23 protein-coding genes are annotated in these 22,063 nt (G+C 73.2%); 20 read left to right on the top strand and 3 right to left on the bottom strand.

Features of this window, described 5'->3' with window-relative positions; translation table 11 throughout:
- Positions 1 to 2: 2 nt before the first annotated feature.
- Positions 3 to 134 carry a hypothetical protein gene (locus tag VMN58_13310; GenBank protein HUF34177.1) on the bottom strand — a complete coding sequence of 44 codons (132 nt, stop codon included), beginning with the start codon at positions 132 to 134 and terminating at the stop codon, positions 3 to 5.
- A gap of 92 nt (positions 135 to 226) precedes the next feature.
- On the opposite strand from VMN58_13310, the gene eno reads away from it, so the two are divergent.
- The 11 genes from eno (at position 227) to VMN58_13255 (ending at position 10,729) form a co-directional block, all read left to right on the top strand.
- The gene (gene eno, locus VMN58_13305) at positions 227 to 1,510 is read left to right on the top strand and encodes a phosphopyruvate hydratase (protein HUF34176.1); all 1,284 of its coding nucleotides are present in this window, start codon (positions 227 to 229) and stop codon (positions 1,508 to 1,510) included.
- A gap of 26 nt (positions 1,511 to 1,536) precedes the next feature.
- On the top strand, positions 1,537 to 1,884 hold the full coding sequence (locus tag VMN58_13300) for a septum formation initiator family protein (protein HUF34175.1): 348 nt from the start codon (positions 1,537 to 1,539) through the stop codon (positions 1,882 to 1,884).
- Positions 1,885 to 1,933: 49 nt separating this feature from the next.
- The gene (locus tag VMN58_13295) at positions 1,934 to 4,216 is read left to right on the top strand and encodes a xanthine dehydrogenase family protein molybdopterin-binding subunit (GenBank protein HUF34174.1); all 2,283 of its coding nucleotides are present in this window, start codon (positions 1,934 to 1,936) and stop codon (positions 4,214 to 4,216) included.
- Positions 4,213 to 5,190, top strand: a complete 978-nt coding sequence (locus VMN58_13290) for an ATP-binding cassette domain-containing protein (protein HUF34173.1) — start codon at positions 4,213 to 4,215, stop codon at positions 5,188 to 5,190. The genes VMN58_13295 and VMN58_13290 overlap by 4 nt, the downstream gene beginning before the upstream one ends.
- Complete coding sequence (locus VMN58_13285) at positions 5,187 to 6,008, top strand: ABC transporter permease (GenBank protein ID HUF34172.1); 822 nt, start codon at positions 5,187 to 5,189, stop codon at positions 6,006 to 6,008. Before VMN58_13290 ends, VMN58_13285 begins: the two co-directional genes overlap by 4 nt.
- 121 nt (positions 6,009 to 6,129) lie before the next feature.
- Entirely contained in the window at positions 6,130 to 6,930 is an 801-nt protein-coding gene (locus VMN58_13280; GenBank protein ID HUF34171.1) for an ABC transporter permease, read from the top strand.
- A gap of 82 nt (positions 6,931 to 7,012) precedes the next feature.
- The gene (locus VMN58_13275) at positions 7,013 to 7,489 is read left to right on the top strand and encodes a (2Fe-2S)-binding protein (protein ID HUF34170.1); all 477 of its coding nucleotides are present in this window, start codon (positions 7,013 to 7,015) and stop codon (positions 7,487 to 7,489) included.
- The gene (locus tag VMN58_13270; GenBank protein ID HUF34169.1) at positions 7,486 to 8,307 is read left to right on the top strand and encodes a xanthine dehydrogenase family protein subunit M; all 822 of its coding nucleotides are present in this window, start codon (positions 7,486 to 7,488) and stop codon (positions 8,305 to 8,307) included. Before VMN58_13275 ends, VMN58_13270 begins: the two co-directional genes overlap by 4 nt.
- A gap of 21 nt (positions 8,308 to 8,328) precedes the next feature.
- On the top strand, positions 8,329 to 9,240 hold the full coding sequence (locus VMN58_13265; protein ID HUF34168.1) for a MoxR family ATPase: 912 nt from the start codon (positions 8,329 to 8,331) through the stop codon (positions 9,238 to 9,240).
- A 9-nt stretch (positions 9,241 to 9,249) separates the two neighbouring features.
- Positions 9,250 to 10,365 (top strand): VWA domain-containing protein, encoded by a 1,116-nt coding sequence (locus VMN58_13260; protein ID HUF34167.1) that lies wholly within the window; start codon positions 9,250 to 9,252, stop codon positions 10,363 to 10,365.
- 46 nt (positions 10,366 to 10,411) lie between these two features.
- The gene (locus VMN58_13255; protein HUF34166.1) at positions 10,412 to 10,729 is read left to right on the top strand and encodes an XdhC family protein; all 318 of its coding nucleotides are present in this window, start codon (positions 10,412 to 10,414) and stop codon (positions 10,727 to 10,729) included.
- A gap of 137 nt (positions 10,730 to 10,866) precedes the next feature.
- On the opposite strand, the gene VMN58_13250 is transcribed toward VMN58_13255, so the two are convergent.
- Entirely contained in the window at positions 10,867 to 13,137 is a 2,271-nt protein-coding gene (locus VMN58_13250) for a xanthine dehydrogenase family protein molybdopterin-binding subunit (protein ID HUF34165.1), read from the bottom strand.
- A gap of 144 nt (positions 13,138 to 13,281) precedes the next feature.
- On the opposite strand from VMN58_13250, the gene VMN58_13245 reads away from it, so the two are divergent.
- From VMN58_13245 to VMN58_13225, 5 genes are read left to right on the top strand one after another with little or no spacing between them, the layout of a single operon-like run.
- Positions 13,282 to 14,076 (top strand): XdhC/CoxI family protein, encoded by a 795-nt coding sequence (locus tag VMN58_13245; protein ID HUF34164.1) that lies wholly within the window; start codon positions 13,282 to 13,284, stop codon positions 14,074 to 14,076.
- Between the two features lie 52 nt (positions 14,077 to 14,128).
- Positions 14,129 to 14,689, top strand: a complete 561-nt coding sequence (locus VMN58_13240; GenBank protein HUF34163.1) for an NTP transferase domain-containing protein — start codon at positions 14,129 to 14,131, stop codon at positions 14,687 to 14,689.
- A complete protein-coding gene (locus VMN58_13235) occupies positions 14,680 to 15,396 on the top strand; it encodes an SRPBCC family protein (GenBank protein HUF34162.1) in 717 nt (238 codons plus the stop codon). The genes VMN58_13240 and VMN58_13235 overlap by 10 nt, the downstream gene beginning before the upstream one ends.
- The gene (locus VMN58_13230; protein ID HUF34161.1) at positions 15,393 to 15,848 is read left to right on the top strand and encodes a DUF501 domain-containing protein; all 456 of its coding nucleotides are present in this window, start codon (positions 15,393 to 15,395) and stop codon (positions 15,846 to 15,848) included. The genes VMN58_13235 and VMN58_13230 overlap by 4 nt, the downstream gene beginning before the upstream one ends.
- Entirely contained in the window at positions 15,845 to 16,771 is a 927-nt protein-coding gene (locus VMN58_13225) for a Ppx/GppA phosphatase family protein (protein ID HUF34160.1), read from the top strand. Before VMN58_13230 ends, VMN58_13225 begins: the two co-directional genes overlap by 4 nt.
- A 12-nt stretch (positions 16,772 to 16,783) precedes the next feature.
- Here VMN58_13225 and VMN58_13220 read toward each other — a convergent pair whose 3' ends face one another.
- Entirely contained in the window at positions 16,784 to 17,674 is an 891-nt protein-coding gene (locus tag VMN58_13220) for a hypothetical protein (GenBank protein ID HUF34159.1), read from the bottom strand.
- A gap of 159 nt (positions 17,675 to 17,833) precedes the next feature.
- Between VMN58_13220 and VMN58_13215 the strand changes: the two genes are divergently transcribed.
- The 4 genes from VMN58_13215 to VMN58_13200 all read left to right on the top strand — a co-directional run.
- The gene (locus tag VMN58_13215; GenBank protein HUF34158.1) at positions 17,834 to 18,928 is read left to right on the top strand and encodes an alanine--glyoxylate aminotransferase family protein; all 1,095 of its coding nucleotides are present in this window, start codon (positions 17,834 to 17,836) and stop codon (positions 18,926 to 18,928) included.
- A 40-nt stretch (positions 18,929 to 18,968) separates the two neighbouring features.
- Positions 18,969 to 20,870: an AMP-binding protein gene (locus VMN58_13210; GenBank protein HUF34157.1), complete on the top strand. Its 1,902-nt coding sequence runs from the start codon at positions 18,969 to 18,971 to the stop codon at positions 20,868 to 20,870.
- Positions 20,867 to 21,457, top strand: a complete 591-nt coding sequence (locus tag VMN58_13205; protein ID HUF34156.1) for a GNAT family protein — start codon at positions 20,867 to 20,869, stop codon at positions 21,455 to 21,457. Before VMN58_13210 ends, VMN58_13205 begins: the two co-directional genes overlap by 4 nt.
- A gap of 46 nt (positions 21,458 to 21,503) precedes the next feature.
- Positions 21,504 to 22,063, top strand: a 560-nt coding sequence (locus tag VMN58_13200) for a GNAT family N-acetyltransferase (GenBank protein ID HUF34155.1), incomplete at its 3' end; no start/stop codon positions are given.

Here is a 22,063-nt window from a genome sequence, read left to right as displayed (position 1 = left end):
GCTCAGACGGGGTCGGGCTCGGGGATGGGGTTGGGGTCGGGCAGGATCGGCGTGGGAGGTTCGGGTGGGCCCCCCGGCACCGGCTGCTGCGGCTCGGGCATGGGCTGGGGACCGGCGGGATCGTGCATGGTCATGTGGCCGCGGTACCCGCCGCCGGGCCTCCTTGACCCTCCCTGGAACAGGTGTCACTCTGGCCACAATCACAACAAGAGTCACAGGCGGCACCATGAGCACCATCGAGCACATCGTCGGGCGTCAGGTCCTCGACTCGCGCGGCAACCCGACGGTCGAGGTCGAGGTGCACCTCGCCACCGGCGCCAGCGGTCGGGCCATCGTGCCCTCCGGCGCCTCGACGGGGCAGTTCGAGGCCGTCGAGCTGCGCGACGGCGGCGACGCCTGGGGAGGCAAGGGAGTCACCGTGGCCGTCGGCCACGTGAACGGCGAGATCGCCGACGAGGTGATCGGCCTCGACGCCCTCGACCAGCGATCGCTCGACCGGGCCCTGCTCGACCTCGACGGCACCGACGACAAGGGCCGCCTCGGCGCCAACGCTCTGCTCGGCGTCTCGCTGGCAACCGCCAGGGCGGCCGCCGACGAGCTGGCCGTGCCCCTCTACCGCTACGTCGGCGGGGCGAACGCCCACGTGCTGCCCGTCCCCATGATGAACGTGCTCAACGGCGGGGTCCACGCCGACAACAACGTCGACTTTCAGGAGTTCATGGTCATGCCCGTGGGGGCGGCCTCGTTCTCCGAAGGGCTGCGCTGGGGCGTGGAGACCTACCACGCCCTCAAGCGCCTCCTGTCCGACCGCGGCCTCAGCACGGCGGTGGGCGACGAGGGGGGCTTCGCCCCCGACCTGGCCTCCAACGAGGAAGCGCTCGAGGTGCTGGTGGCCGCCATCGAGGCCGCCGGCTTCCGCCCCGGCGAGGACATCGCCCTGGCCCTCGATCCCGCGGTGAGCGAGATCCACGCCGACGGCGCCTACCGCCTGGAGGGGGAGGGTCGCACCCTCACCGCCGAGGAGATGGTGGCGTTCTGGGTCGACTGGTGCGACCGCTACCCGATCGTCTCCATCGAGGACGGCATGGACGAGGAGGACTGGGACGGTTGGCGGGCCCTCACCGACGCCCTGGGCCACCGCGTCCAGCTCGTGGGCGACGACCTCTTCGTGACCAACGCCGAGCGGCTCGGGCGGGGCATCGGGTGCGGGGTGGCCAACTCCGTGCTGGTGAAGGTGAACCAGATCGGCACCCTCACCGAGACCCTCGAGACCGTCGCCATGGCCACCCGCTCGTCGTACACCGCGGTCATGTCCCACCGCTCGGGCGAGACCGAGGACACCACCATCGCCGACCTGGCGGTGGCCACCGGCTGTGGGCAGATCAAGACCGGCGCGCCGGCTCGGTCCGACCGCGTGGCCAAGTACAACCAGCTCCTGCGCATCGAGGCCGACCTGGGCGAGGCCGCGGCTTACCCGGGCCTCGACGCCCTCGCCGGACGCGGCCGATGAGGGTCGTCCGCCGTGCCGTCGGGCCCGTGCTGGTGACCGTCGTGTTGGTCGCCGTGCTCTTCGTCGGCGTCTTCCCCACCCGCACCTACCTGGCCCAGCGGGCGTCGACCGGCGCCGCCCAGGAGAAGCTCGAGGTCCTCCGCGAGCAGAACGAGCTGCTCGAGGCCCGCGCCCGCCAGCTCCACGACCATGCCGAGATCGAGCGGCTGGCCCGCGAGCGCTACAACCTCGTGCGACCCGGCGAAGAGGCCTACGCCGTGCTGCCGCCACCGTCGGTGGAGGAAGACGACGAGCACGGGGCACCACCGCCAGCGCCGAACGACGACCGGAACCTGCTCGAACGCGCCTGGGACGGCCTCACGGGATTCTTCTGATCGACGTCGGTCTAACGTGCCCTCACCACACCACTGGGGGCAGAACAGCATGAGCATTCTCGGGAACCGCGTCGTCCGGCGGGAGGACCCCAAGTTCCTCACCGTCGGCGGCACCTACGTCGACGACCTGCGCGACCCGCGCCTCGAGGGGGCCGCCCACGTCACCTATGTGCGCTCGACGATGGCCCACGCCCGCATCACCGCCGTCGACGTGAGCGAGGCGCTCGCCGCTCCCGGGGTCGTGCGGGTCCTCACCGCCTCCGACCTCACCGGCGTCGGGACGGTGCCCTTCGCCGTGCCCATGTTCCCCGACGGCATGGCCCGCCCCTTCCTTGCCGTCGACACCGTCCGCTTCGTCGGCGAGCCCGTGGCCGTGGTGATCACCGAGGAGAAGTACCAAGGCGAGGACGTGGCCGAGCTGGTCTTCGTCGACTACGACCCGCTGCCCGCCGTGGTCGACGTGACCGACGCCGCCACCGACGAGGTGCTGCTCTTCGAGGCGGTCGGCACCAACACCGCCATCGCCTTCGACTTCGGCACCGATCCCGACCTCTTCGACGGCTGCGAGGTCGTCGTCACCCAAGAGCTCGTCAACCAGCGCCTCGCCGGCGTTCCCCTCGAGGTGCGGGCGGCGGCGGCCGCGTGGGGTGACGACGGCCGCCTCACCTTCTGGTCGAGCACCCAGTCGCCGCAGGCGGCGCGGGACGCCATCCAGGCGGGCTTCGGGTTCGAGGAGGGCTCGGTCCACCTCATCGCCCCCGACGTCGGTGGCGGCTTCGGCCCGAAGATCGGCGTCCACCCCGAGGACATGCTCGTGGCCTGGCTGTCGCGGGAGGTCGGCCGGCCGCTGCGGTGGGTCGAGACCCGCAGCGAGAACATGATGGCGATGGGCCACGGCCGCGGCCAGAAGCAGACGGTGACCATCGGCGGCAAGCGCGACGGCACGGTGCAGGCGTTCAAGCTCGACGTGCTCGCCGACGCCGGCGCCTACCCCGCCCTCGGCGCCTTCCTGCCGTACCTCACCCGCTCGATGGCGTCCGGTGTCTACGCCTTCCCGAAGGTCGAGTGCAACACCCGCACGGTCGTGACGAACACCATGTCGACCGTGGCCTACCGGGGCGCCGGCCGGCCCGAGGCGTCGGCTGCCGTCGAACGGGCCATGGACCTCTTCGCCGCCGAGATAGGGATGGACGCCGCCGAGGTCCGCAGGCGCAACCTCATCCCGGCCGACGACTTCCCGCACACCACCGCGGTGGGCACCACATACGACATCGGCGACTATGAGCGGGCGCTCGACCTGGCGCTCGAGGCATCCGGCTACGCCGACCTGCGCGCCGAGCAGGCCCGGCGCCGGTCGGCCGGCGACAGCCGCCAGCTCGGCATCGGCGTGTCGGTCTACGTGGAGGTCACCGCCGGGCCCACCGCCGGCGGTGAGCACGCCAAGGTCGAGGTCCGTCCCGACGGGACCGCCGTGGTCTACACCGGCACCTCGCCCCACGGCCAGGGTCATGTGACGTCGTGGTCGATGATCGCCAGCGAGCAGCTCGGGATCCCCATGGACGACATCGAGGTCATCCACGGTGACACCGACCTGGTGCCGGTTGGCGTGGGGACGTTCGGGTCGCGCTCGCTCCAGCTCGGCGGCACCGCCGTCCACGAGGCGTCCGGCGAGGTGGTCGCCATGGCCCGACGCCTCGCCGCCGACCGCCTCGAGGCCAACCCCGACGACGTCGTGCTCGACAAGGTCGAGGGCCGCTTCCACGTCGCCGGGACCCCCGCCGTGTCCGCCACGTGGGCCGAGCTGGCGGCCGATGCCGCCGACGAGGGAGGCCTCGTGGTCGACACCGAGTTCACCGCCGGCAGCCCCACGTACCCCTTCGGCAGCCACGTGGCCGTCGTCGAGGTCGACACCGAGACCGGCAAGGTCACCGTTGAGCGCATGATCACCGTCGACGACGCCGGCAAGGTCCTCAACCCGCTCATCGTCGAGGGCCAGCGCCACGGCGGGATCGCCCAGGGCGTGGCCCAGGCGCTGATGGAGGAGGTCCGCTACGACGCCGACGGGAACCCGGTCACCTCGAACCTCGCCGACTACGCCGTCATCTCCGCGTGCGAGCTGCCCTCCTTCGAGCTGGTGGCGATGGAGACCCCGACCTCGGTGAACCCCCTCGGCGCCAAGGGCATCGGGGAGTCGGGGACCATCGGCTCCACGCCGGCGGTGCAGAGCGCGGTGTGCGACGCCCTCTCGCACCTCGGCATCCGCCACGTCGACATGCCGGCCTCCCCGGAGCGCGTCTGGCAGGCCATCAGCACCGCCGGCAGCGCCTCGTGAGGAGCGGTCACCCCATCGAGTGCGAGGGCTTGGTCCGCCGCTTCGGTGACATCGAGGCCGTGGCGGGGGTCGACCTGGAGGTCCGCCAGGGTGAGATCTTCGGGTTCCTCGGCCCCAACGGGGCGGGGAAGTCGACGATGGTGCGGATGCTGACGACCCTGCTGCGACCGACCGCCGGGCGGGCCTGGGTGGCGGGCTTCGACGTGGCGTCCGAGGCGGCCAGCGTGCGCCGCGCCATCGGCGTGGCCCTGCAGGACGCGGCCATCGACCCCCTGATGACGGGCCACGAGCTCCTCCGCCTCCAAGCCGTCCTCCACGGCATCCACCGCGGCAAGGCGCAGCAGCGCGGAGCCGAGCTGCTCGAGCGGGTCGGGCTCACCGAGGCCGCGGGTCGCCGGGTGGGCACCTACTCCGGCGGCATGCGCCGTCGCCTCGACCTCGCCATGTCGCTGGTCCACCAGCCCCAGGTGCTGTTCCTCGACGAGCCCACCACTGGGCTCGACCCCATGAGCCGCATGAGCCTCTGGGAGGAGGTGCGGTCGCTCAACGCCGAGCACGGCACCACCGTGTTCCTCACCACCCAGTACCTCGAGGAGGCCGACCAGCTGGCCGGCCGCATCGCCATCATCGATCACGGCCGCATCGCCCGACAGGGCGAGCCGGCCCGGCTCAAGGCCGAGGTGGGGGCGCCGACCCTGCGCATCGAGGTCGACTCCGACCACGAGGCGTCGGCCAAGGAGGTCCTCCTCGGCTTCGGCGAGGAGCGTCCCTCCCGCAGCGGCGTCCTGGCCATCGGCCTCGCCGGTGGGGCAGCCTCGGTCACCGCCGTCGTGCGCGGCCTCGACCAGGCGGGCGTCACCGTGCAGCACATGGAGCTGGCCGCCCCGAGCCTCGACGACGTCTTCGCCGACGCCACCGGCCGCCGCCTCGAAGGCGCGGCCAGCGAAGACGCCGCCGAGGCGGAGCCGGCGTGACCGCGACCCTCCCGGAGCACGCCACCGCCGGCTACGCCACGGTGAGCCCGGTCGCCCAGGCGCTGCTGCTGGCCCGCCGATCGGTGGTGGGCACCATGCGCCAGCCGCAGATGTGGATGCCCTCCATGGTCTTCCCGCTGATGATCGCGGCGGTCAACTCCTCGGCGATGTCGCGCTCGATCGGCCTGCCCGGATTCCCCGAGGTCGACTCGTTCCTGGTCTTCCTGCTGCCCGCCACGATCGTGCAGGGCGTCATGTTCGGCGCCGTGGCCGGCGGCACCGACATCGCCCTCGACATCGAGAACGGGTTCTTCGACCGCCTGGTGGCATCGCCGGTGTCGCGCATCTCCATCCTGATCGGTCGCCTCAGCGGGGCGGCCGTGCTCGGCGCCGTGCAGGCGGTGATCTTCATGGCCCTGTTCTGGCCGTTCGGGGCGAGGGTGGCCGGGGGCCCCGCCGCCGCGCTGGTGCTGGTCGTGCTGGCGATGGTGCTCGCCATCGGCATCGGCGGCATCACCGCGGCCATGGGCCTGCGCACCGGGTCCCAAGAGGCGGTGCAGAACTCCTTCCCGGTCGTCTTCATCCTCCTGTTCGTCTCGTCGGCGTTCTTCCCGACCGGGCTGATGGGAGGCTGGTACCGGACCGTCGCCGAGGCCAACCCCCTGTCGTGGATGATCGACGGGGCCCGGCACCAGGTGATCATCGGCTTCGACGCCTCCGAGGCGGCGGCGGCGATCGGCATCGCCGGTGGCTTCGCGGTGCTGACGATCGCCTTCGCCGTCACCCAGCTGCGACGCCGCCTGGCGGTCTCCAGTTGACTGCTCACGGGTCCTGTCACCGACGGGAGCCCTTCCCACCTCCTTCGTCGGCGGGCCCCTTCCGTCGGTGCCACCCGCTCGCGCGCCGTTCAGCGGTCCGGCCTGCGGCCGGGCGCTCCTCATGAGTGCGGCGGCGATGGTGGTCGACACCCATGGGGGCGGGACCTTCACCGTGGCGCTGTGGCTGGCGCGGCGCAGTCTGCTCATGGTGGCCCGGGTCCCGGCTGCGGTCGTACCAACGGTCGTGTTCCCGATCTTCTTCGTCGTGGCGTTCAGCGGCTCGTTCACCGCCCTCACCGACATCCCCGGCTTCGGTACCGACAACATCTTGAGCTGGATGGCGCCGTTCGCGATCCTCCAGGGCGCCTCGTTCGCGGGCCTGGGCACGTGCTTCGGCGTGGCCCGCGACCTCGAAGACGGGTTCTACGACCGCCTCATCGTTGCTCCGACGCCAAGGGCGGCGCTGCTGCTCGGACCGCTGCTGGCGGCGATGGCACGGGCGCTGCTACCGATCACGCTCGTGCTCGTGGCTGCCTTCGCTGGCGGGGCTGCGCTGCCCGGCGGCCTGTTCGGGATCGTATCGCTGGTGGTGGCGGCCGAGGGCGTCGCCGTGCTGGCGGCCCTGTGGGGCCTCGGCATCGTCTACCGGCTGAAGACCCAGCGGGCCGGGGCGCTGGTGCAGGTCGGCATCTTCTTCACCATGTTCCTCTCCATCGGCCAGGTGCCATTGCACATCATCGAGGGGTGGCTGCACGGTGCCGCGCGCGTCAACCCGATGACCAACATCTTGCGCTTCGCCCGACAGGGGTTCATCGGCGACGTGGCGTGGGCGACCACCTGGCCCGGTCTCGTCGCCATGGCCATCGCCGCCGTGGTGCTCGCCGTCTTCGCCGTCCGCGGCATGCGCACCCTGGTTCCCTAGCACTGGCCCGCGCCCGACGGACGCGCGGGCCGCTCCCACGCGCCATGATGAGGGTCACGACGAGTCCCTGGGGGTCGCAGCGGTGCGGGTGTCCATCACGGTCAACGGAGAGGCGCGGGAGCACGAGGTGGAGGACCGCCTCCTCCTCGTCCACTACCTGCGGGAGGTGCTCGGGCTCACGGGCACCAACGTGGGCTGCGACACCTCGTCGTGCGGGGCCTGCACGGTCCACCTCGACGGCGAAGCGGTGAAGTCCTGCACGGTGCTCGCCGCCCAGGCCGACGGCGGCGACGTCACCACCATCGAGGGCATGGCCGACGCCGACGGCACCCTGCACCCGATGCAGCAGGCCTTCCAGGAGCACCATGGCCTGCAGTGCGGGTTCTGCACGCCCGGCATGGTGATGGCCGCCACCTCGCTGCTCGACGAGGTCCCGTCACCGACCGAGGCGCAGGTGCGGGAGGGCCTCGAGGGCAACCTGTGCCGCTGCACCGGCTACCACAACATCGTCAAGGCCGTTCTGGCGGCCTCCGGGGCCGAGGGGACGATGACCCGATGATCCCCGTCGCCTTCGAGTACAAGCGGGCCGACTCGGCCGACGAGGCCCTCTCACTTCTCACCGAGCACGGTGACGAGGCCAAGCTGCTGGCCGGGGGCCACTCGTTGCTCCCGTTGATGAAGCTGCGGCTGGCCACGCCGGCGGTCCTCGTCGACGTCGGCCGCCTCGACGACCTGTCGTATGTGCGCGACGCCGGCGACCACGTCGCCATCGGCGCCCTCACCCGGCACCGCGCCCTCGAGACCTCCGAGCTGCTCGCCGAGCAGGCGCCGATCCTGCCCTTCGTCGCCGGCCTGGTGGGCGACCCGCAGGTGCGTCACCGCGGCACCATCGGCGGCTCGCTGGCCCACGGCGACCCCGCCTCCGACCTGCCCGCCGCGGTCCTGGCGCTCGGTGGCAGCCTCGTCGCCCGGGGCCCCGGCGGCGAGCGGGAGATCGCCGCCACCGACTTCTTCGAGGGCTTCCTCGAGACCGCCCTGGCCGACGACGAGCTCCTGACCGAGGTCCGCGTGCCGAAGGCCGCTGGCGCCGGCTGGTCGTACCAGAAGTTCAACCGCCGGGCCCAGGACTGGGCAATCGTCGCGGTGGCGGCCGTGCACAACGGCACCACCGGCATCGGCCTGGTCAACATGGGGTCGGTGCCGCTCCGGGCCCGGGCCGCCGAAGCCGCGCTGGCGTCGGGGGCGTCGGCCGCCGACGCCGCCGCCGTGGCCGACGAGGGCACCGAACCCTCCGCCGACCTCAACGCCAGCGAGGAGTACCGCCGCCACCTCGCCCGGGTGCTCACCCGCCGCGCCCTCGAGGCCGCCGGCGCCTGACGCCGCCGGTAGCGTCGGCCCATGGCCCAGTCCGACGTCGAGGAGGTTCGCCAGGCGCTGGCCGACCACGGCTACCTGGCCGACGAGGGCCTGGCCACCGCGATCTTCCTCGCCAAGCGCCTGCAGCGGCCCTTGCTGCTCGAGGGTGAGGCCGGCGTCGGGAAGACCGAGGTCGCCAAGGTCCTCTCCCGGTGGACCGGTGGCGAGCTCGTCCGGCTCCAGTGCTACGAGGGCATCGACGTGGCCCAGGCCGTCTACGAGTGGGACTACCCCCGCCAGCTCCTGCACCTCCGCGCCGCCGAGGCCGCGGGCGTGGCGGGCGCGGGCGGCGGCGTGGAGGCCCTCGAGGACAGCCTCTACGACGAGCGCTTCCTCGTGCGGCGCCCCCTGCTGCGGGCGGTGTCGGGTGGCGAGGGTCCGCCGCCGGTGCTGCTCGTCGACGAGGTCGACCGGGCCGACGACGAGTTCGAGGCCTTCCTGCTCGAGGTGCTGTCGGACTACGCCGTCACCATCCCCGAGCTCGGCACCGTGCGGGCGGCGACCCCGCCCCTGGTGGTCATCACGTCCAACCGCACGCGCGACGTGCACGACGCCCTCAAGCGCCGGTGCCTGTACCACTGGGTCGAGCACCCCGACTTCGAGCGCGAGGTCGCCATCGTCGCGCTGCGGGCGCCCGGGGTCCCCGAGGTCCTGGCCCGCCAAGTCGCGGCGGTCGTCGAGGCGGTGCGCGGGCTCGGCCTCTACAAGCCGCCGGGGGTGGCCGAGACCATCGACTGGGCCCAGGCCCTCGCCGCCCTCGGGCGCAGCGAGCTCGACGAGGCGTCGGTGGAAGCCACCCTCGGCACCGCCGTGAAGTACCGGGAGGACCAGGCCCGCCTCCGCGAGTACGGCGTGGCCGACCTTGTGCGCGCCGCGGTCCTCCGTGGCGCCTGAGGCGGCGACGTGATCGACGGCGCGCGACTGGCCGTTGCGTTCGCACGGGTGCTGCGCGGCGCCGGCCTCGACGTGCCTACCACCGCGGTCACGAGCTTCGCCGAGGCGTTGGCGGCGGTGGGCGTCGAGCGCCGTGACGGCGTGTACTGGGCGGCCCGGGCCACGCTCACCCGTCGGCCCGAGGACGTCGACGTCTTCGATGCCGCCTTCGACCTGTTCTGGCTCGGGGTCGCCGGCGAGCTCATCGCCGTGCCACCCCCGCCACCGCTGACCCTGGCCCTCGACGAGGACGACCACGAGGAGCAGGACGACGGTGAGGGCGACGGACCCACCCCGACCGGCCCAACGGTCACCGTCCGCTACAGCGCCACGGAGGTGCTGCGCCACAAGGACTTCGCCGCGTGCACCGACGCCGAGCTCGACGAGGCCCGCCGACTCATGACCGACGTGCGGCTGGTGGGAGCGGCGCGCCGGTCGAGGCGCCTGCGCTCCACCCACGGCCACCGCGGGCGCCACGACCTGCGTCGCACGGTGCAGCGCAGCCTGCGCGCCGGTGGCGAGCCCGTCCCCCCGGCGCGACGCTCGCCTTCGACCCGACCCCGGCGCGTGGTGCTCCTCGTCGACGTCAGCGGCTCGATGGAGCCCTACGCCCGCGCCCTGCTGCGCTTCGCCCACGCCGCGGTCGTCGGTCGCGGCCGGGTCGAGGTGTTCGCCCTCGGCACCCGGCTGACCCGGCTCACCCGCGAGTTGGCCACCCACGACCCGGATGCCGCCCTCGCAGCCGCATCGGGTGCGGTCGCCGACTGGTCGGGCGGGACTCGCCTCGGCGACGGCGTGGCCGAGTTCTGCAACACCTGGGGGGTCCGTGGCATGGCGCGCGGTGCCGTCGTGGTCGTGCTCTCCGACGGCTGGGACCGCGGTGACCCCACCGTGCTGGGCGAGCAGATGTCGCGACTGCGGCGGGTGGCCCACCGGGTCGTCTGGGTGAACCCCCTCAAGGCCAGCCCCGGCTACGCCCCGCTGGCGGCGGGCATGGCGGCGGCGCTGCCGCACGTCGACCACTTCGTGGAGGGCCACTCGCTCGCCTCGCTCGAGGAGCTCGCCGAGGTGGTCGCCGGCGCCTGAGGGGCCGCCCGGCAGCCGCGCCACGGTGCTCGGTACGATGGCGGTGATGCGCGAGATCCTCGACGACGTGGCCCGCTGGCGCGGCCAGGGGCGGCGCGTGGCGCTGGCCAGGGTGGTCGACGTGGAGGGTTCGGGGCCCCGCCAGCCCGGCGCGGCCATGGCCGTCAACGACGAGGGCCAGGTGGCCGGCTCGGTCTCGGGCGGCTGTGTGGAGGGGGCGGTGGTGGCCGCGGCGCTGGAGCTCCTCGAGTCGGGCTTGCCCGGCCGGATGGTGACGTTCGGCTACAGCGACGACGAGGCGTTCGCCGTGGGGCTCACGTGCGGTGGGACCATCCACCTCTTCGTGGAGGCGGTCGACTGGTGAGGGATTGGCCACCTCGCCCCGAGAGGATCTGACTACGACGAGCGAGATGCGGGTACGGGAGGACCACCACTAGAGAAGGCAGGTCACCCCCATGGCAATCGGACTCGGCACCCTCATCATCATCATCATCCTCTTGGTCATCTTGCTCTGACCCGACCGCCGGCGGCCTGGATCGCCCGCCACACCTTCTCGGGAGTGGTGGGCATGTCGATGTGGCGCACGCCGAGGTGGGAGACGGCGTCGACCACGGCGTTCTGCATCGCCGGCGTCGAGCCGATCGTGCCCGACTCACCGATGCCCTTGGCGCCGAGGGGGTTGTTGGGCGTGGGCGTCTCCATGCGGATGCTCTCGAACGACGGCAGGTCGGCGGCCGACGGGAAGCCGTAGTCGGCGAGGTTGGCGGTGAGCGGGTTGCCGTCCTCGTCGTAGCGGACCTCCTCCATCAGGGCTTGGGCCACGCCTTGGGCCAGCCCGCCGTGGATCTGCCCCTCGGCGATGAGCGGGTTCACGATGCGCCCGGCGTCGTCGACCGCCACCATGCGCACCAGCTGCACCTGCCCGGTCTCGATGTCGACCTCGACGACCGCCACGTGGGCACCGAACGGGAAGGTGGCGCCCTGCGACTCGAACAGGGCCTCGCCCCGCAGCCCGTCGTCACCGGCGCTGCCGGCCACCTCGCCCCAAGAGCGGGCCACGGCGGGCGTGCCGGTCACGTGGAAGCGGCCCTCGGCCAGGTCCAGCACCACGTCGTCGGGGTTGGCCTCGAGCAGATCGGCGGCGAGGTGGCGGGCCCGCTCGACGACCACGTCGGATGCCTGGGCCATGGCGGTGCCACCGAGCTGCACCGAGCGGGAGCCGCCCGTCGTGGTCCCGGTGGGGAAGAGGTCGGTGTCGCCCGAGATCACCTCCACGTCGCTGATCGGGACCCCGAGGCGTTCGGCGACGAGCATGGCCCACGTGGTGGCGTGGCCCTGCCCGTAGGGCGTGGTGCCGGTGCGGGCGATCACCCGTCCGTCGGGCAGCACCTCGACCGACCCGTGCTCGTCACCCGCGGAGCCGGTGATCTCCACGTACACGGAGAGGCCGATGCCCAGCTGCCGGCGCTCGCCGGCCTCGCGCCGGCGTCGCTGCTCGGCGCGCAGGTCGTCGTAGCCCACCGACGAGAGCACCAGGTCGAGCGCCTGCTCGTACTCGCCGCAGTCGTAGAGCGTGCCGACGGCCGTCGTGTACGGGAAGGCGTCGGCCGGCACGAGGTTGCGGCGCCGCACCTCGGCGGGGTCCATGCCCAGCTCGGTCGCGAAGATGTCCATGGTCCGCTCGAGGGCGGCGGCCGCCTCGGGGCGGCCGGCACCGCGGTAGGCGACGGTGGGGGTGGTGTTGGTGACCACCGAGGTCGAGGAGAACTCCACCCGGCCGACGGTGTAGACCCCCGTGGCCATGGTCCGGGTCATGTACGGGAGGACCGCCCCCATGCGCGGGTAGGCGCCGGCGTCCTGGAGGACCTCGAGGCGGATGGCCTCGACCGTCCCCTCTCTCGTCCCGCCCATGGTGACCTGCTGGATCTGGCCGCGCCCGTGCCCGAGGCCGTTCATCGACGCCGAGCGCGCCTCGGTCCAGCGCAGCGGGCGACCCACCCTGCGGGCCAGCCAACCCAGCAGCAGCTCCTCCGGGTAGGAGGCACCCTTTGCGCCGAAGCCACCGCCGACGTCGGGCACGATGACCCGGACGTCGCTCAGCTCGAGCCCAAGGCCTTCGGCGGCCTTCTCGCGGGCGGGGTGGGAGCCCTGGGTGCTGAGCCAGAGGGTGAGGCGGCCGTCGTCGCCCCACTCGGCCGCGGCGGCACGGACCTCGAGCGGGCACGGGGCCACCCGCTGGTTGACGATCCGCTGGGTGACGACGACCTCGCAGTCGTCGAACGAGACCGTGTGCTTGCCCGCCGGCAGGCGGAAGGCGACGTTGGTGCCCGCCCCCGCGTGCAGGAGGAGCTCGTCGAGGCGGGCCTCCTCGGGGTCGACCACCGCGGGCAGCGGGTCGTAGTCGACCCAGACGAGGTCGGCGGCGTCCTCGCCCTGGGCGGCGGTCTCGGCCACGATCGCCACCACCGGCTCACCGACGAAGCGGACCACGTCGGTGGCCAGCCACGGTCGGACCATGTCCTCGTTGAAGATGGCCATGTCGACCGGGTACGGCTCGAGGTCGAGGTCGGCAGCGGTGACCACGTCGATCACGCCCGGTGACTCACGGGCCTCGGCCACCTCGATGCCCGTGATCCGTGCCGACGCGATGGTCGACGTCACGTAGGTCACGTGGGCGGCGCCCGGCAGTCGGAGGTTGTCGACGAAGGTGGCCTGGCCGGTGAGGAACCGGGGGTCCTCGATCCGCGGCACTCGGTTCCCGAGGATGCTCATGGGCTCCATGCTGGCGCATGTCGGCCATGAGCATGGCGCTGCGTCCCTTTGTGCGCCCGCCTCCGGCGTGCGCACGTACCCTCCATGCTGGCGCATGTCGGCACGCGGTGCGGGCGGTGGGGTGATCGTGGGAGGATCTGCGCCGTGATCTTCGAGGCGCTGCGCGAGGCCGTGGCCGGCGACCGGCCGGTGGTGCTCGCCACCGTGGTGGAGGGTCGGGAGGTGGGCGCCAAGGTGCTGCTCGCACCCGACGCCGACCCCCTCGGGTCGCTGGGCGATCCCGACCTCGACAGGGTGGTGGCACGCGACGCGCTGGCCGAGCTCGACGCCGGCCGCTCGGGGGTCCGCCACTACGGCCCGGCGGGCGAGGCCCGCATGGACGACGTCGCCGTGTTCATCGAGAGCTTCGCCCCGCCGCCCCGCATGCTCATCTTCGGGGCGGTCGACTTCACCTCCGCCCTCGTCCGGGTGGCCAAGGTGCTGGGCTACCGGGTCACCGTCTGCGACGCCCGGGAGGTCTTCGCCACCACGCAGCGCTTCCCGATGGCCGACGAGGTCGTGGTCGACTGGCCCCACCGCCTGCTCGAGGAGGTCGGCGCCGGCCTCGGGCCACGCGATGCTGTCTGCGTGCTGACCCACGACGCCAAGTTCGACGTGCCCGCCATCGTCACCGCCCTGCGCACCGACGTCGGCTACATCGGTGCCATGGGTTCGCGGCGGACGTCGGCCGAGCGGGCGGCCCGGCTGCGCGAGGAGGGCGTCGACGAGGCTGGGATGGCCAGGCTGATGGCGCCCATCGGCCTCGACCTCGGGGCCCGCACACCGGAGGAGACGGCCATCTCCATCTGCGCCGAGATCATCGCTACCCGGACCGGCCACCGGGCGCCGTCGCTCCGCGACGCCGACGGGCCAATCCACACCACGGTGCCCCGACGATGACCGGACCGGCGCCCGACCCGGCATCCCGCCGGTCGTCTCCACCCGAGCACTGGTGACCGCCTGCGCGGTGGTGCTTGCCGCGGGTGGCGGCTCCCGCTTCGTGGGCGGTGGGCACAAGCTCCTGGCGCCGCTGGGGGACCGGACGGTGGTCAGGCGGGCGGTGGAGCACGCGGCCGGGGCCGGCCTCCCGGTGGTGGTGGTCCAGGGCGCGGTGGACCTGGCGCCCGCCCTCACCGGACTCGACGTCGACGTCGTCGCCAACGAGCGGTGGGCCGAGGGCCAGGCCACCTCGCTGCAGGTGGGCCTGGCGTGGGCTCGCCGTCACGGCCACGACGCCGCCGTGGTGGGCCTCGGCGACCAGCCGGGGGTGCCCGCGTCAGCATGGGCCGCGGTGGCCGCCACCACCGCGGCGCCGGTGGCGGTGGCGACCTACGACGGGCGGCGCCGCAACCCGGTCCGCCTGGCCTCGGAGGTCTGGGACGCGCTGCCGACGGCGGGCGACGAGGGAGCCCGCTCGCTCATGCGGAGGCGGCCCGATCTCGTCGTCGAAGTAGCGTGCGAAGGCGAGCCGCACGACATCGACACCACGGAGGATCTCGAGCGATGGAGCTGACCAACGACTTCAGGGTGAACGTCCCGGTCGACGAAGCGTGGGCGGTGCTCACCGACGTCGAGCGCATCGCGCCCTGCATGCCCGGTGCCCAGCTGACCGAGGTCGAGGGCGACGAGTACCGCGGCAACGTGAAGGTCAAGGTCGGTCCCATCACCGCCCAGTACAAGGGCACCGCCCGCTTCGTGGAGAAGGACGAGGCCGGCCACCGCGCGGTGCTCGAGGCCAGCGGGCGTGACACCCGCGGGCAGGGCAACGCCTCGGCGACCGTCACCGCCACCCTGACCGCCGACGGGAACAGCACCGCGGTCACCGTGGTCACCGACCTGACCGTCACCGGGAAGGTCGCCCAGTTCGGTCGGGGGGTGCTCGCCGACGTGAGCTCCAAGCTCATCGGGCAGTTCGTCGACTGCCTCGAGACCGACGTCCTCGCCGGCAGCGGCGGGAACCCGGCCGACGGCCCGGCGACGGCGATCGACGCCCTGCCGTCGGCCTCCGCCGCGGCACCGGGCGCTGACGGTGGCGCCGCCGGCAACGGGGCGGCCGCGCCGGCCTCGCCGGATTCGGAGGGCATCCGCACGATCGTGCCCCGCGAGGTGGCCGCCGTCGACCTCCTCGGCACCGCCGGCTCCTCGGTGGCCAAGCGGGTGGCGCCGATCATCGGGGTGTTCGTCGTGATCCTGTGGTTGCTGCGGCGCCGTCGCAGGTGACCCACGACGATCAGGCAGCCGTCGTCGAGCTGCTCGGTCGGGTGCCCCGAGGTCGCTTCGATGTGGTCGTGCGCGACACCGCCGGCGGGCCGCTGGTGATCCGCAACGCTCCGCTGCTCGACGACGGCACCCCGATGCCCACCCGGTTCTGGCTGGTGGGGGAGCGCGCGCGGGCCGAGGTCGGCCGGCTCGAGGCGGCCGGCGGTGTTCGCCGAGCCGAGGCCGCCGTCGACCCCGACGAGCTGGCCGACGCCCACCGTCGCTACGCCGCGGAGCGCGACGCCGCCCTCCCCGACGCCCACCGTGGCCCCCGGCCCTCCGGCGGCGTCGGCGGTACCCGACAGGGCGTGAAGTGCCTCCACGCCCACTACGCCTGGCACCTGGCCGGCGGTGACGACCCCGTGGGCCGGTGGGTAGCCGAGCAGCTGGCGACCCCGGAGGACGACCGGTGAGCGAGGTGGTGGCCGCCATCGACTGCGGGACCAACTCCACGCGCCTGCTCGTCGGGCGGTCCGGTGACGACGGACGCCTGGTGACCCTCGAGCGACTGATGACCGTCACCCGACTCGGTGCCGGCGTCGACGCCACCGGTCGTCTGGCGCCCGACGCCGTCGAACGGACCCTGGTCACCCTCCGCCGCTACCGGGGCGTCATGGAGGACCTGGAGGTCAGCCGGGTGCGGATGACGGCCACCTCGGCAGCGCGCGACGCCACCAACCGCGACGACTTCTTCGGTCCGGCCGAGGAGGCCGTGGGTGCCCGCCCGGAGCTCCTCAGCGGGGGTGACGAGGCTCGTCTCTCCTTCGCCGGTGCCACCGCCGAGCTCGACGGGCGGGGCGGGCCCTACCTCGTGGTCGACATCGGGGGCGGCTCCACCGAGTTCGCGGTCGGCGCCGACGAGGTCGAGGGCGCCCTCTCGGTCGACATGGGCTGCGTCCGCCTGACGGAGCGCTTCCTGCATGGCGACCCGCCGGCGCCCGAGGAGCTGAGCGCCGCGCTCTCGATCGTGGAGGCCCACCTCGACGATGTCGTGCGGGAGGTGCCGGCGACGAAGGCGGCCACGACCATGGTCGGGCTGGCGGGGACGGTGTCGACGGTGGCGGCGGTGGAGATCGGGCTGCACGCCTACGACCGCGAGCGCATCCACCACTTCCGGCTCACCCGGGCCGCCGCCGAGGACGTGTTCCGTACCCTTGCCACCGAAGCGAGGGCCGACCGCGTCCACAACCCGGGCCTCGAGGAGGAGCGCGCCGACGTCATCGTCGGTGGCTGCTGCGTCCTCGTCGGGATCATGCGCTACTTCGGCCTCGACGAGTGCCTGGTGTCGGAGGCCGACATCCTCGACGGCCTCGCCATGTCGCTGCTCGACCGGTAGACGGGCGCGACGCTACGCCGCATCGCCAGCTTGGCGCGCTGCGGGGAGCACCTCCCACGAGCGCAGTGCGGCTCGCACCCGCCTCGCCAGCGACGGCGAGAGCATGGGCATGACCTCCGTCGCCACGTCGCCCACCGATGGTTGGGAGGTGAGGACGTGGCGGGCGAAGGCACCCTCGTCCATCCATGCGGCGACGGTGGGGTCCACACCGGTGCCGAGCCAGCTGCGCTCGATCACCAACCAGCGCAGCTTGTCCCACGGGCACACGGTGTGGAGCGCCTGCGCCGCTGACGACAGGTCGGCATGACGATGCTTCGGGTCGGTCTGCAGCAGCTGCACCGCGGGGTGGAGTCGCTGGAGTGCCCCCCAGGTCGCCCGCCCATGTTGGACCAGCAGGTGGTGGCGCACCTGGGCCAGCCAGTGAACGGAGAAGTGGGCGGCCACGCTGACCTCTGGTGTCGGGGTGGCGAGCCCGAAGCAGCGGCGGAGCACGTCGGGTACGAGGCCCTCGGCGGCGCCCACGACCACTGGCTCATCTCCCACCACCGAGACGACGCCAGCTTCGGTGCCGTCGCTGGCCACGAGGTGGGTGGTGCGCACCCGGCGCCGGTCTGGGGCCAGGGAGGGTCGGCAGCCGGCGAGCCCGCCCGGCCGGGTGTCGACGGAGGCAGCCCAGCCTTCCACCACCACCCCGAGGATCGTCCACGTCGGCGGCGCGGCGAAGCCGAGGAGGAGCTCCCCGGGGTGGGCCTCGAGCGGTCGGACCGCCAGCTCGTGGTCGCCGACCGGTCCCTCTGCCCGCACGAGCAGCGGCGGGGGGCCGATCCCTCCCGTGGCGGCTTCGTCGTCGAGGGTCATCGCCAGCGCGGCAAGCGCGGATGGCGGAGCGGGTGCATCGGACATCGTCGTCTCCCTGGTGGAGCAGCACAGGGGACGACCCAACGTCCGATCAGCTCCAGTGAAGTCCGAGCTCGTCACGCGGGCAAGGGGTCCGGCGCGACGCGAGGACGCAGCGACGTGCCCGCCTGCTCTCGGCGTCGCCGCGATCGGGGCGTCGCTACCATGCGGCTCGTGCCTCGCAGCGACCGGATCCTCATGGGGCCAGGCCCCTGCAACCCGTACCCGGAGGTCGCCGAGGCCCTCGCCCGCCCGATGCTCGGTCACCTCGACCCCGAGTTCGTGGCGCTCCTCGACGAGACGTGCGAGCGCCTGCGGCGGGTCTTCCGGACCGAGAACCCCCTCACCCTCCCCATCAGCGGCACCGGCTCGGCGGGCATGGAGGCGGCGTTCGTCAACGTGGTGCGCCCGGGCGACGTGGTGGTCGTCGGCGTCAACGGCGTGTTCGGCCAGCGCATGTGCGAGGTGGCCGAGCGCTGCGGCGCGGAGGTCGTGCGGGTCGACGCCGAGTGGGGGCAGCCCATCGACCCCGACCGGCTCCTCGCCGCCCACCCCTCGCCGTCGGTGATCGCCGTGGTGCATGCCGAGACGTCCACCGGGGTGCGCTCCGACATCGCCCCCTTGGGCGAGGGCAAGGGGGACGCCCTCCTCCTGGTCGACTGCGTCACCTCCCTCGGCGGGATCCCGCTCGAGGTCGACGCGTGGGGCATCGACATCGCCTACAGCGGCACCCAGAAGTGCCTCGGCGTGCCCCCGGGCCTGGCCCCGCTCACCGTCAGCGATCGCGCCCGCGAGCGCATCGTGGAGCGACCGCAGTCGTGGTACCTCGACCTCAACCTGCTGGGGCGCTACACCGGCTCGGCCACGGGCGCCCGCACCTACCACCACACCGCACCGATCACCATGGTCTACGCCCTCCACGCCGGGCTCGGCGCGGTGCTGAGCGAAGGGCTCGACGATGCCCACCACCGTCACGCCGAGTGCGGCCGGCTTCTCCAGGACGGTCTGGTGAAGCTGGGCTTCGAGCTCTTCGCCGCCGACGGCCACCGCCTACCGCAGCTGACCACCGTCTGGGTGCCCGACGGCATCGACGAGGCGGGCGCCCGGCGGACGCTGCTCGAGCGCCACGGGATCGAGGTCGGCGGCGGCCTCGGCGACTTCGCCGGTCGCGTCTGGCGGGTGGGCACCATGGGCCACACCGCCCGGCCGCGCAACGTCCACCTCCTCCTCGCCGCGCTCGAGGAGGTGCTCGATCGCTGACCGCCGGGCGCTCGGCTCGTCGCTGCCCGACGGGACCTGGGTGCCCGATCCGGCGGCGGCGGCGACCACCAACGTCGGCCGGTTCATGGCCGACCACGGCATCGCCGACCTCGACGCCCTGATCGCCCGTTCCATCGCCGACCCGGCGTGGTTCTGGGCGGCGGCCATCGATGCCCTCGATGTCCCGTTCTCGACGCCCTACGAGGCCGTCGTCGACACCAGTGACGGCATCGAGTGGGCCCGCTGGTTCACCGGCGGCCGGCTGAACCTGGCCGAGGTCTGCCTCGACCGCCACGCCGCCGCCTCCCCCGACCGGCGGGCGATCACGTGGGAGGGCGAGGACGGCGCGCGGGTCGAGTGGACGTGGCGACGGCTGCGCCAGGAGGCCGACGGGCTGGCGGCGCTGCTCGCCGGGCGGGGGGTGGGGGAGGGCGACGCGGTCGGGATCCTCATGCCGATGGTGCCCGAGACGGTTGCTGCCGTGTTGGGTGTGGCCAAGCTCGGCGCCGTCTTCCTCCCGCTCTTCAGCGGCTACGGCGCCGACGCCGTGCGCCTGCGCCTCGAGGACGCCGGGGCCGTGGCGCTCGTCACCGCCGACGGCTTCTGGCGGCGCGGTCGCCAGGTCGGGCTGCGGGCCACCGCGGACGAGGCGGCGGCCGGCCTCGCCGACCTGCGCACGGTGGTGGTCGTCCCCCGCCTCGGCAGCGACCCCGGCGCCGGAGACCGGGTGGTGGCCTGGCCCGGCGCGGCCGACGAGCCCTTCCCCACCCGGCCCGTCGACTCGGAGCACCGGCTCTTCATCGCCTACACCTCGGGCACCACCGGCCGCCCGAAGGGGTCGGTCCACGTCCACGGGGGCTGGACCGTCAAGGTGGCCGCCGAGGCCGCCTTCCAGGTCGACTGCCGACCGGACGACACCTTGTTCTGGTTCACCGACATGGGCTGGATCATGGGCCCCTGGGAGGTCACCGGCGCCCTGGCCAACGGCGCCACCCTGGCGCTCTTCGAGGGTGCCCCCGACTTCCCCGGGCCCGACCGGCTTTGGTCGTTCCTCGGGCGCCACGAGGTCACCATCCTCGGGATCAGCCCCACCCTGGTGCGGGCGCTGATGCCCCACGGCGACGAGCCCGTGCGGGCCGCCGACCTCTCCCACCTGCGGGTGCTGGCCTCCACGGGGGAGCCCTGGAACGAGGGCCCCTGGCGCTGGTACGCCGAGGTGGTGGGCGGTGGTCGCTGCCCCGTCATCAACCTCTCCGGCGGCACCGAGGTGGGTGCGTGCTTCCTGTCGCCGCACCCGGTGGCGCCCATCGGCCCGATGTCGCTCGGCGGCCCGGCCCTCGGCATGGCGGTCGATGTCGTCGACGACGACGGGACACCGGTGCGGGGTGAGGTCGGCGAGCTGGTCTGCACGGCGCCGTGGCCGGGCATGACGCGCGGCCTCCACGGCGACCCCGAGCGCTACCTCGAGACCTACTGGTCGCGCTACCCGGGCTGGTGGTGGCACGGCGACTTCGCCTCGGTGGGGGCGGATGGCCAGTGGTACCTGCACGGCCGAAGCGACGACACGATCAAGGTGGCAGGCAAGCGCTTGGGCCCGGCCGAGGCAGAGTCGGTGCTGGTCTCCCACCCGGCGGTGGTGGAGGCGGCGGCCGTGGGCATGCCCGACGACGTGAAGGGCCAGGTGCTGTGGTGCTTCGTCGTCCCGGCCCAGGGCGCGGTGCTCGACGACACCCTGCGGGACGAGCTGAGCGAGCTGGTCGCCACCAGCCTTGGTGGGTCCTTCCGGCCGGCTGCGGTCAGGTTCACGACCGCCCTGCCGAAGACCCGCAACGCCAAGGTCCTCCGCCGAGCCATCCGCGCCGTGGCCGCCGGGACTGACCCCGGCGACCTGTCGGCGCTCGAGGACCCCGGCACCCTCGACGCCGTTCGGGCGGCGCGATGACGGCCCTCCGGGGCCGGCGGGTCGTGCTGCGCCCGTTCACCGTCGGCGACTTCTCACAGTGGCAGGAGGTCCGCCGGCGCAACGCCGGCTGGCTGGTGCGATGGGAGCCGCGCCGCCCACCCGGGGCGGCCGACATCATCGACAGCCGTTCGGCGTTCGCCGCCCGGTGCCGTGCCCGCGACCGGGAGCGTCAGCTCGGCACCGGCTACGGGTTCGGCATCTTCGTCGATGGCCGCCTGGCGGGGGAGATCAACGTCAACGGCGTCCAGCGCGGGCCGTTCCAGAGCGCCTACGTCGGCTACTGGGTCGACGAGGAGCTGGCCGGCCTCGGCTACGTGCCCGAGGCGGTGGTGGTGGTCGCCCGCCACGCCTTCGACGACCTCGGCCTCCACCGGCTCCAGATCGCCATCATCCCCCGCAACCTGCCCAGCCGCCGGGTGGTCGAGAAGCTCGGCTTCCGCGACGAGGGGGTGGCGGTGCGCTACCTGGAGATCAACGGGGTGTGGGAGGACCACGTGCGCTACGCCATCACCGTCGAGGAGTGGCAGGAGCGTGGCAAGGAGCTCCTCGACACCTGGGTGCGATGAGGCGTGAAGCGCGGTGCACACCTCGGTGATCGGCGAGACTGGTCGGGTGGTCGAGCTCCCCCGAGGCTGCTACCAGCGAGCGACGGCGATGGTGACCGACCAGGCGCACGCCATCGGGTTTCGGCCGTTGCGACGGTCGGACTTCGTGACGCTGGCCCAGTGGTTCCGTGAGGCGGAGGTGGCACGGTGGTGGAATCCCGACGCCTCACCGGAGGGGATCGAGGAGAAGTACGGGCCCAGGGTCGATGGCCGAGACCCCACCACGACGATGTGGATCGTGGAGGTCGACGACAACGCCGTCGGCCTGGCCCAGCACTACCGCCACCTGGACCACCGCGCCCACGACGAGGCTGTGGAGATCCCCGGTGCGGTCGGCATCGACTACCTGCTGTCGGAGGTGGTGGCCGGGCGCGGCCTCGGCGCCCTGGTCCTGGCCCGCTTCGCCGACCTCGTCCTCGAGCTGACGCCCGACGCCCGCACCTGCGTGGCAACGCCGGCCCAGGAGAACCGACGATCGTGGCGAGCCCTGGAGAAGGCCGGCTTCCGACGCCACGGGATGTGCCAACCACCCGACGAGCCGCCGGCCTTCGCCTACCGCCGGGATCG

The organism is Acidimicrobiales bacterium (assembly GCA_035512495.1).
Taxonomy (GTDB): Bacteria; Actinomycetota; Acidimicrobiia; order Acidimicrobiales; family CADCSY01; genus DATKDW01.
The sequence above is the reverse complement of the archived record's forward strand: the minus strand, read 5'-3'. Positions and strand labels throughout refer to the sequence as shown.

What these genes read in the sequence shown, in the direction of transcription:
- VMN58_13310 (HUF34177.1), bottom strand. Translation starts at nt 134, where the DNA reads ATGACCATGCACGATCCCGCCGGTCCCCAGCCCATGCCCGAGCCGCAG.
- eno (HUF34176.1), top strand. Translation starts at nt 227, where the DNA reads ATGAGCACCATCGAGCACATCGTCGGGCGTCAGGTCCTCGACTCGCGC.
- VMN58_13295 (HUF34174.1), top strand. Translation starts at nt 1,934, where the DNA reads ATGAGCATTCTCGGGAACCGCGTCGTCCGGCGGGAGGACCCCAAGTTC.
- VMN58_13280 (HUF34171.1), top strand. Translation starts at nt 6,130, where the DNA reads ATGAGTGCGGCGGCGATGGTGGTCGACACCCATGGGGGCGGGACCTTC.
- VMN58_13270 (HUF34169.1), top strand. Translation starts at nt 7,486, where the DNA reads ATGATCCCCGTCGCCTTCGAGTACAAGCGGGCCGACTCGGCCGACGAG.
- VMN58_13265 (HUF34168.1), top strand. Translation starts at nt 8,329, where the DNA reads ATGGCCCAGTCCGACGTCGAGGAGGTTCGCCAGGCGCTGGCCGACCAC.
- VMN58_13255 (HUF34166.1), top strand. Translation starts at nt 10,412, where the DNA reads ATGCGCGAGATCCTCGACGACGTGGCCCGCTGGCGCGGCCAGGGGCGG.
- VMN58_13250 (HUF34165.1), bottom strand. Translation starts at nt 13,137, where the DNA reads ATGAGCATCCTCGGGAACCGAGTGCCGCGGATCGAGGACCCCCGGTTC.
- VMN58_13235 (HUF34162.1), top strand. Translation starts at nt 14,680, where the DNA reads ATGGAGCTGACCAACGACTTCAGGGTGAACGTCCCGGTCGACGAAGCG.
- VMN58_13220 (HUF34159.1), bottom strand. Translation starts at nt 17,674, where the DNA reads ATGTCCGATGCACCCGCTCCGCCATCCGCGCTTGCCGCGCTGGCGATG.
- VMN58_13215 (HUF34158.1), top strand. Translation starts at nt 17,834, where the DNA reads ATGCGGCTCGTGCCTCGCAGCGACCGGATCCTCATGGGGCCAGGCCCC.
- VMN58_13205 (HUF34156.1), top strand. Translation starts at nt 20,867, where the DNA reads ATGACGGCCCTCCGGGGCCGGCGGGTCGTGCTGCGCCCGTTCACCGTC.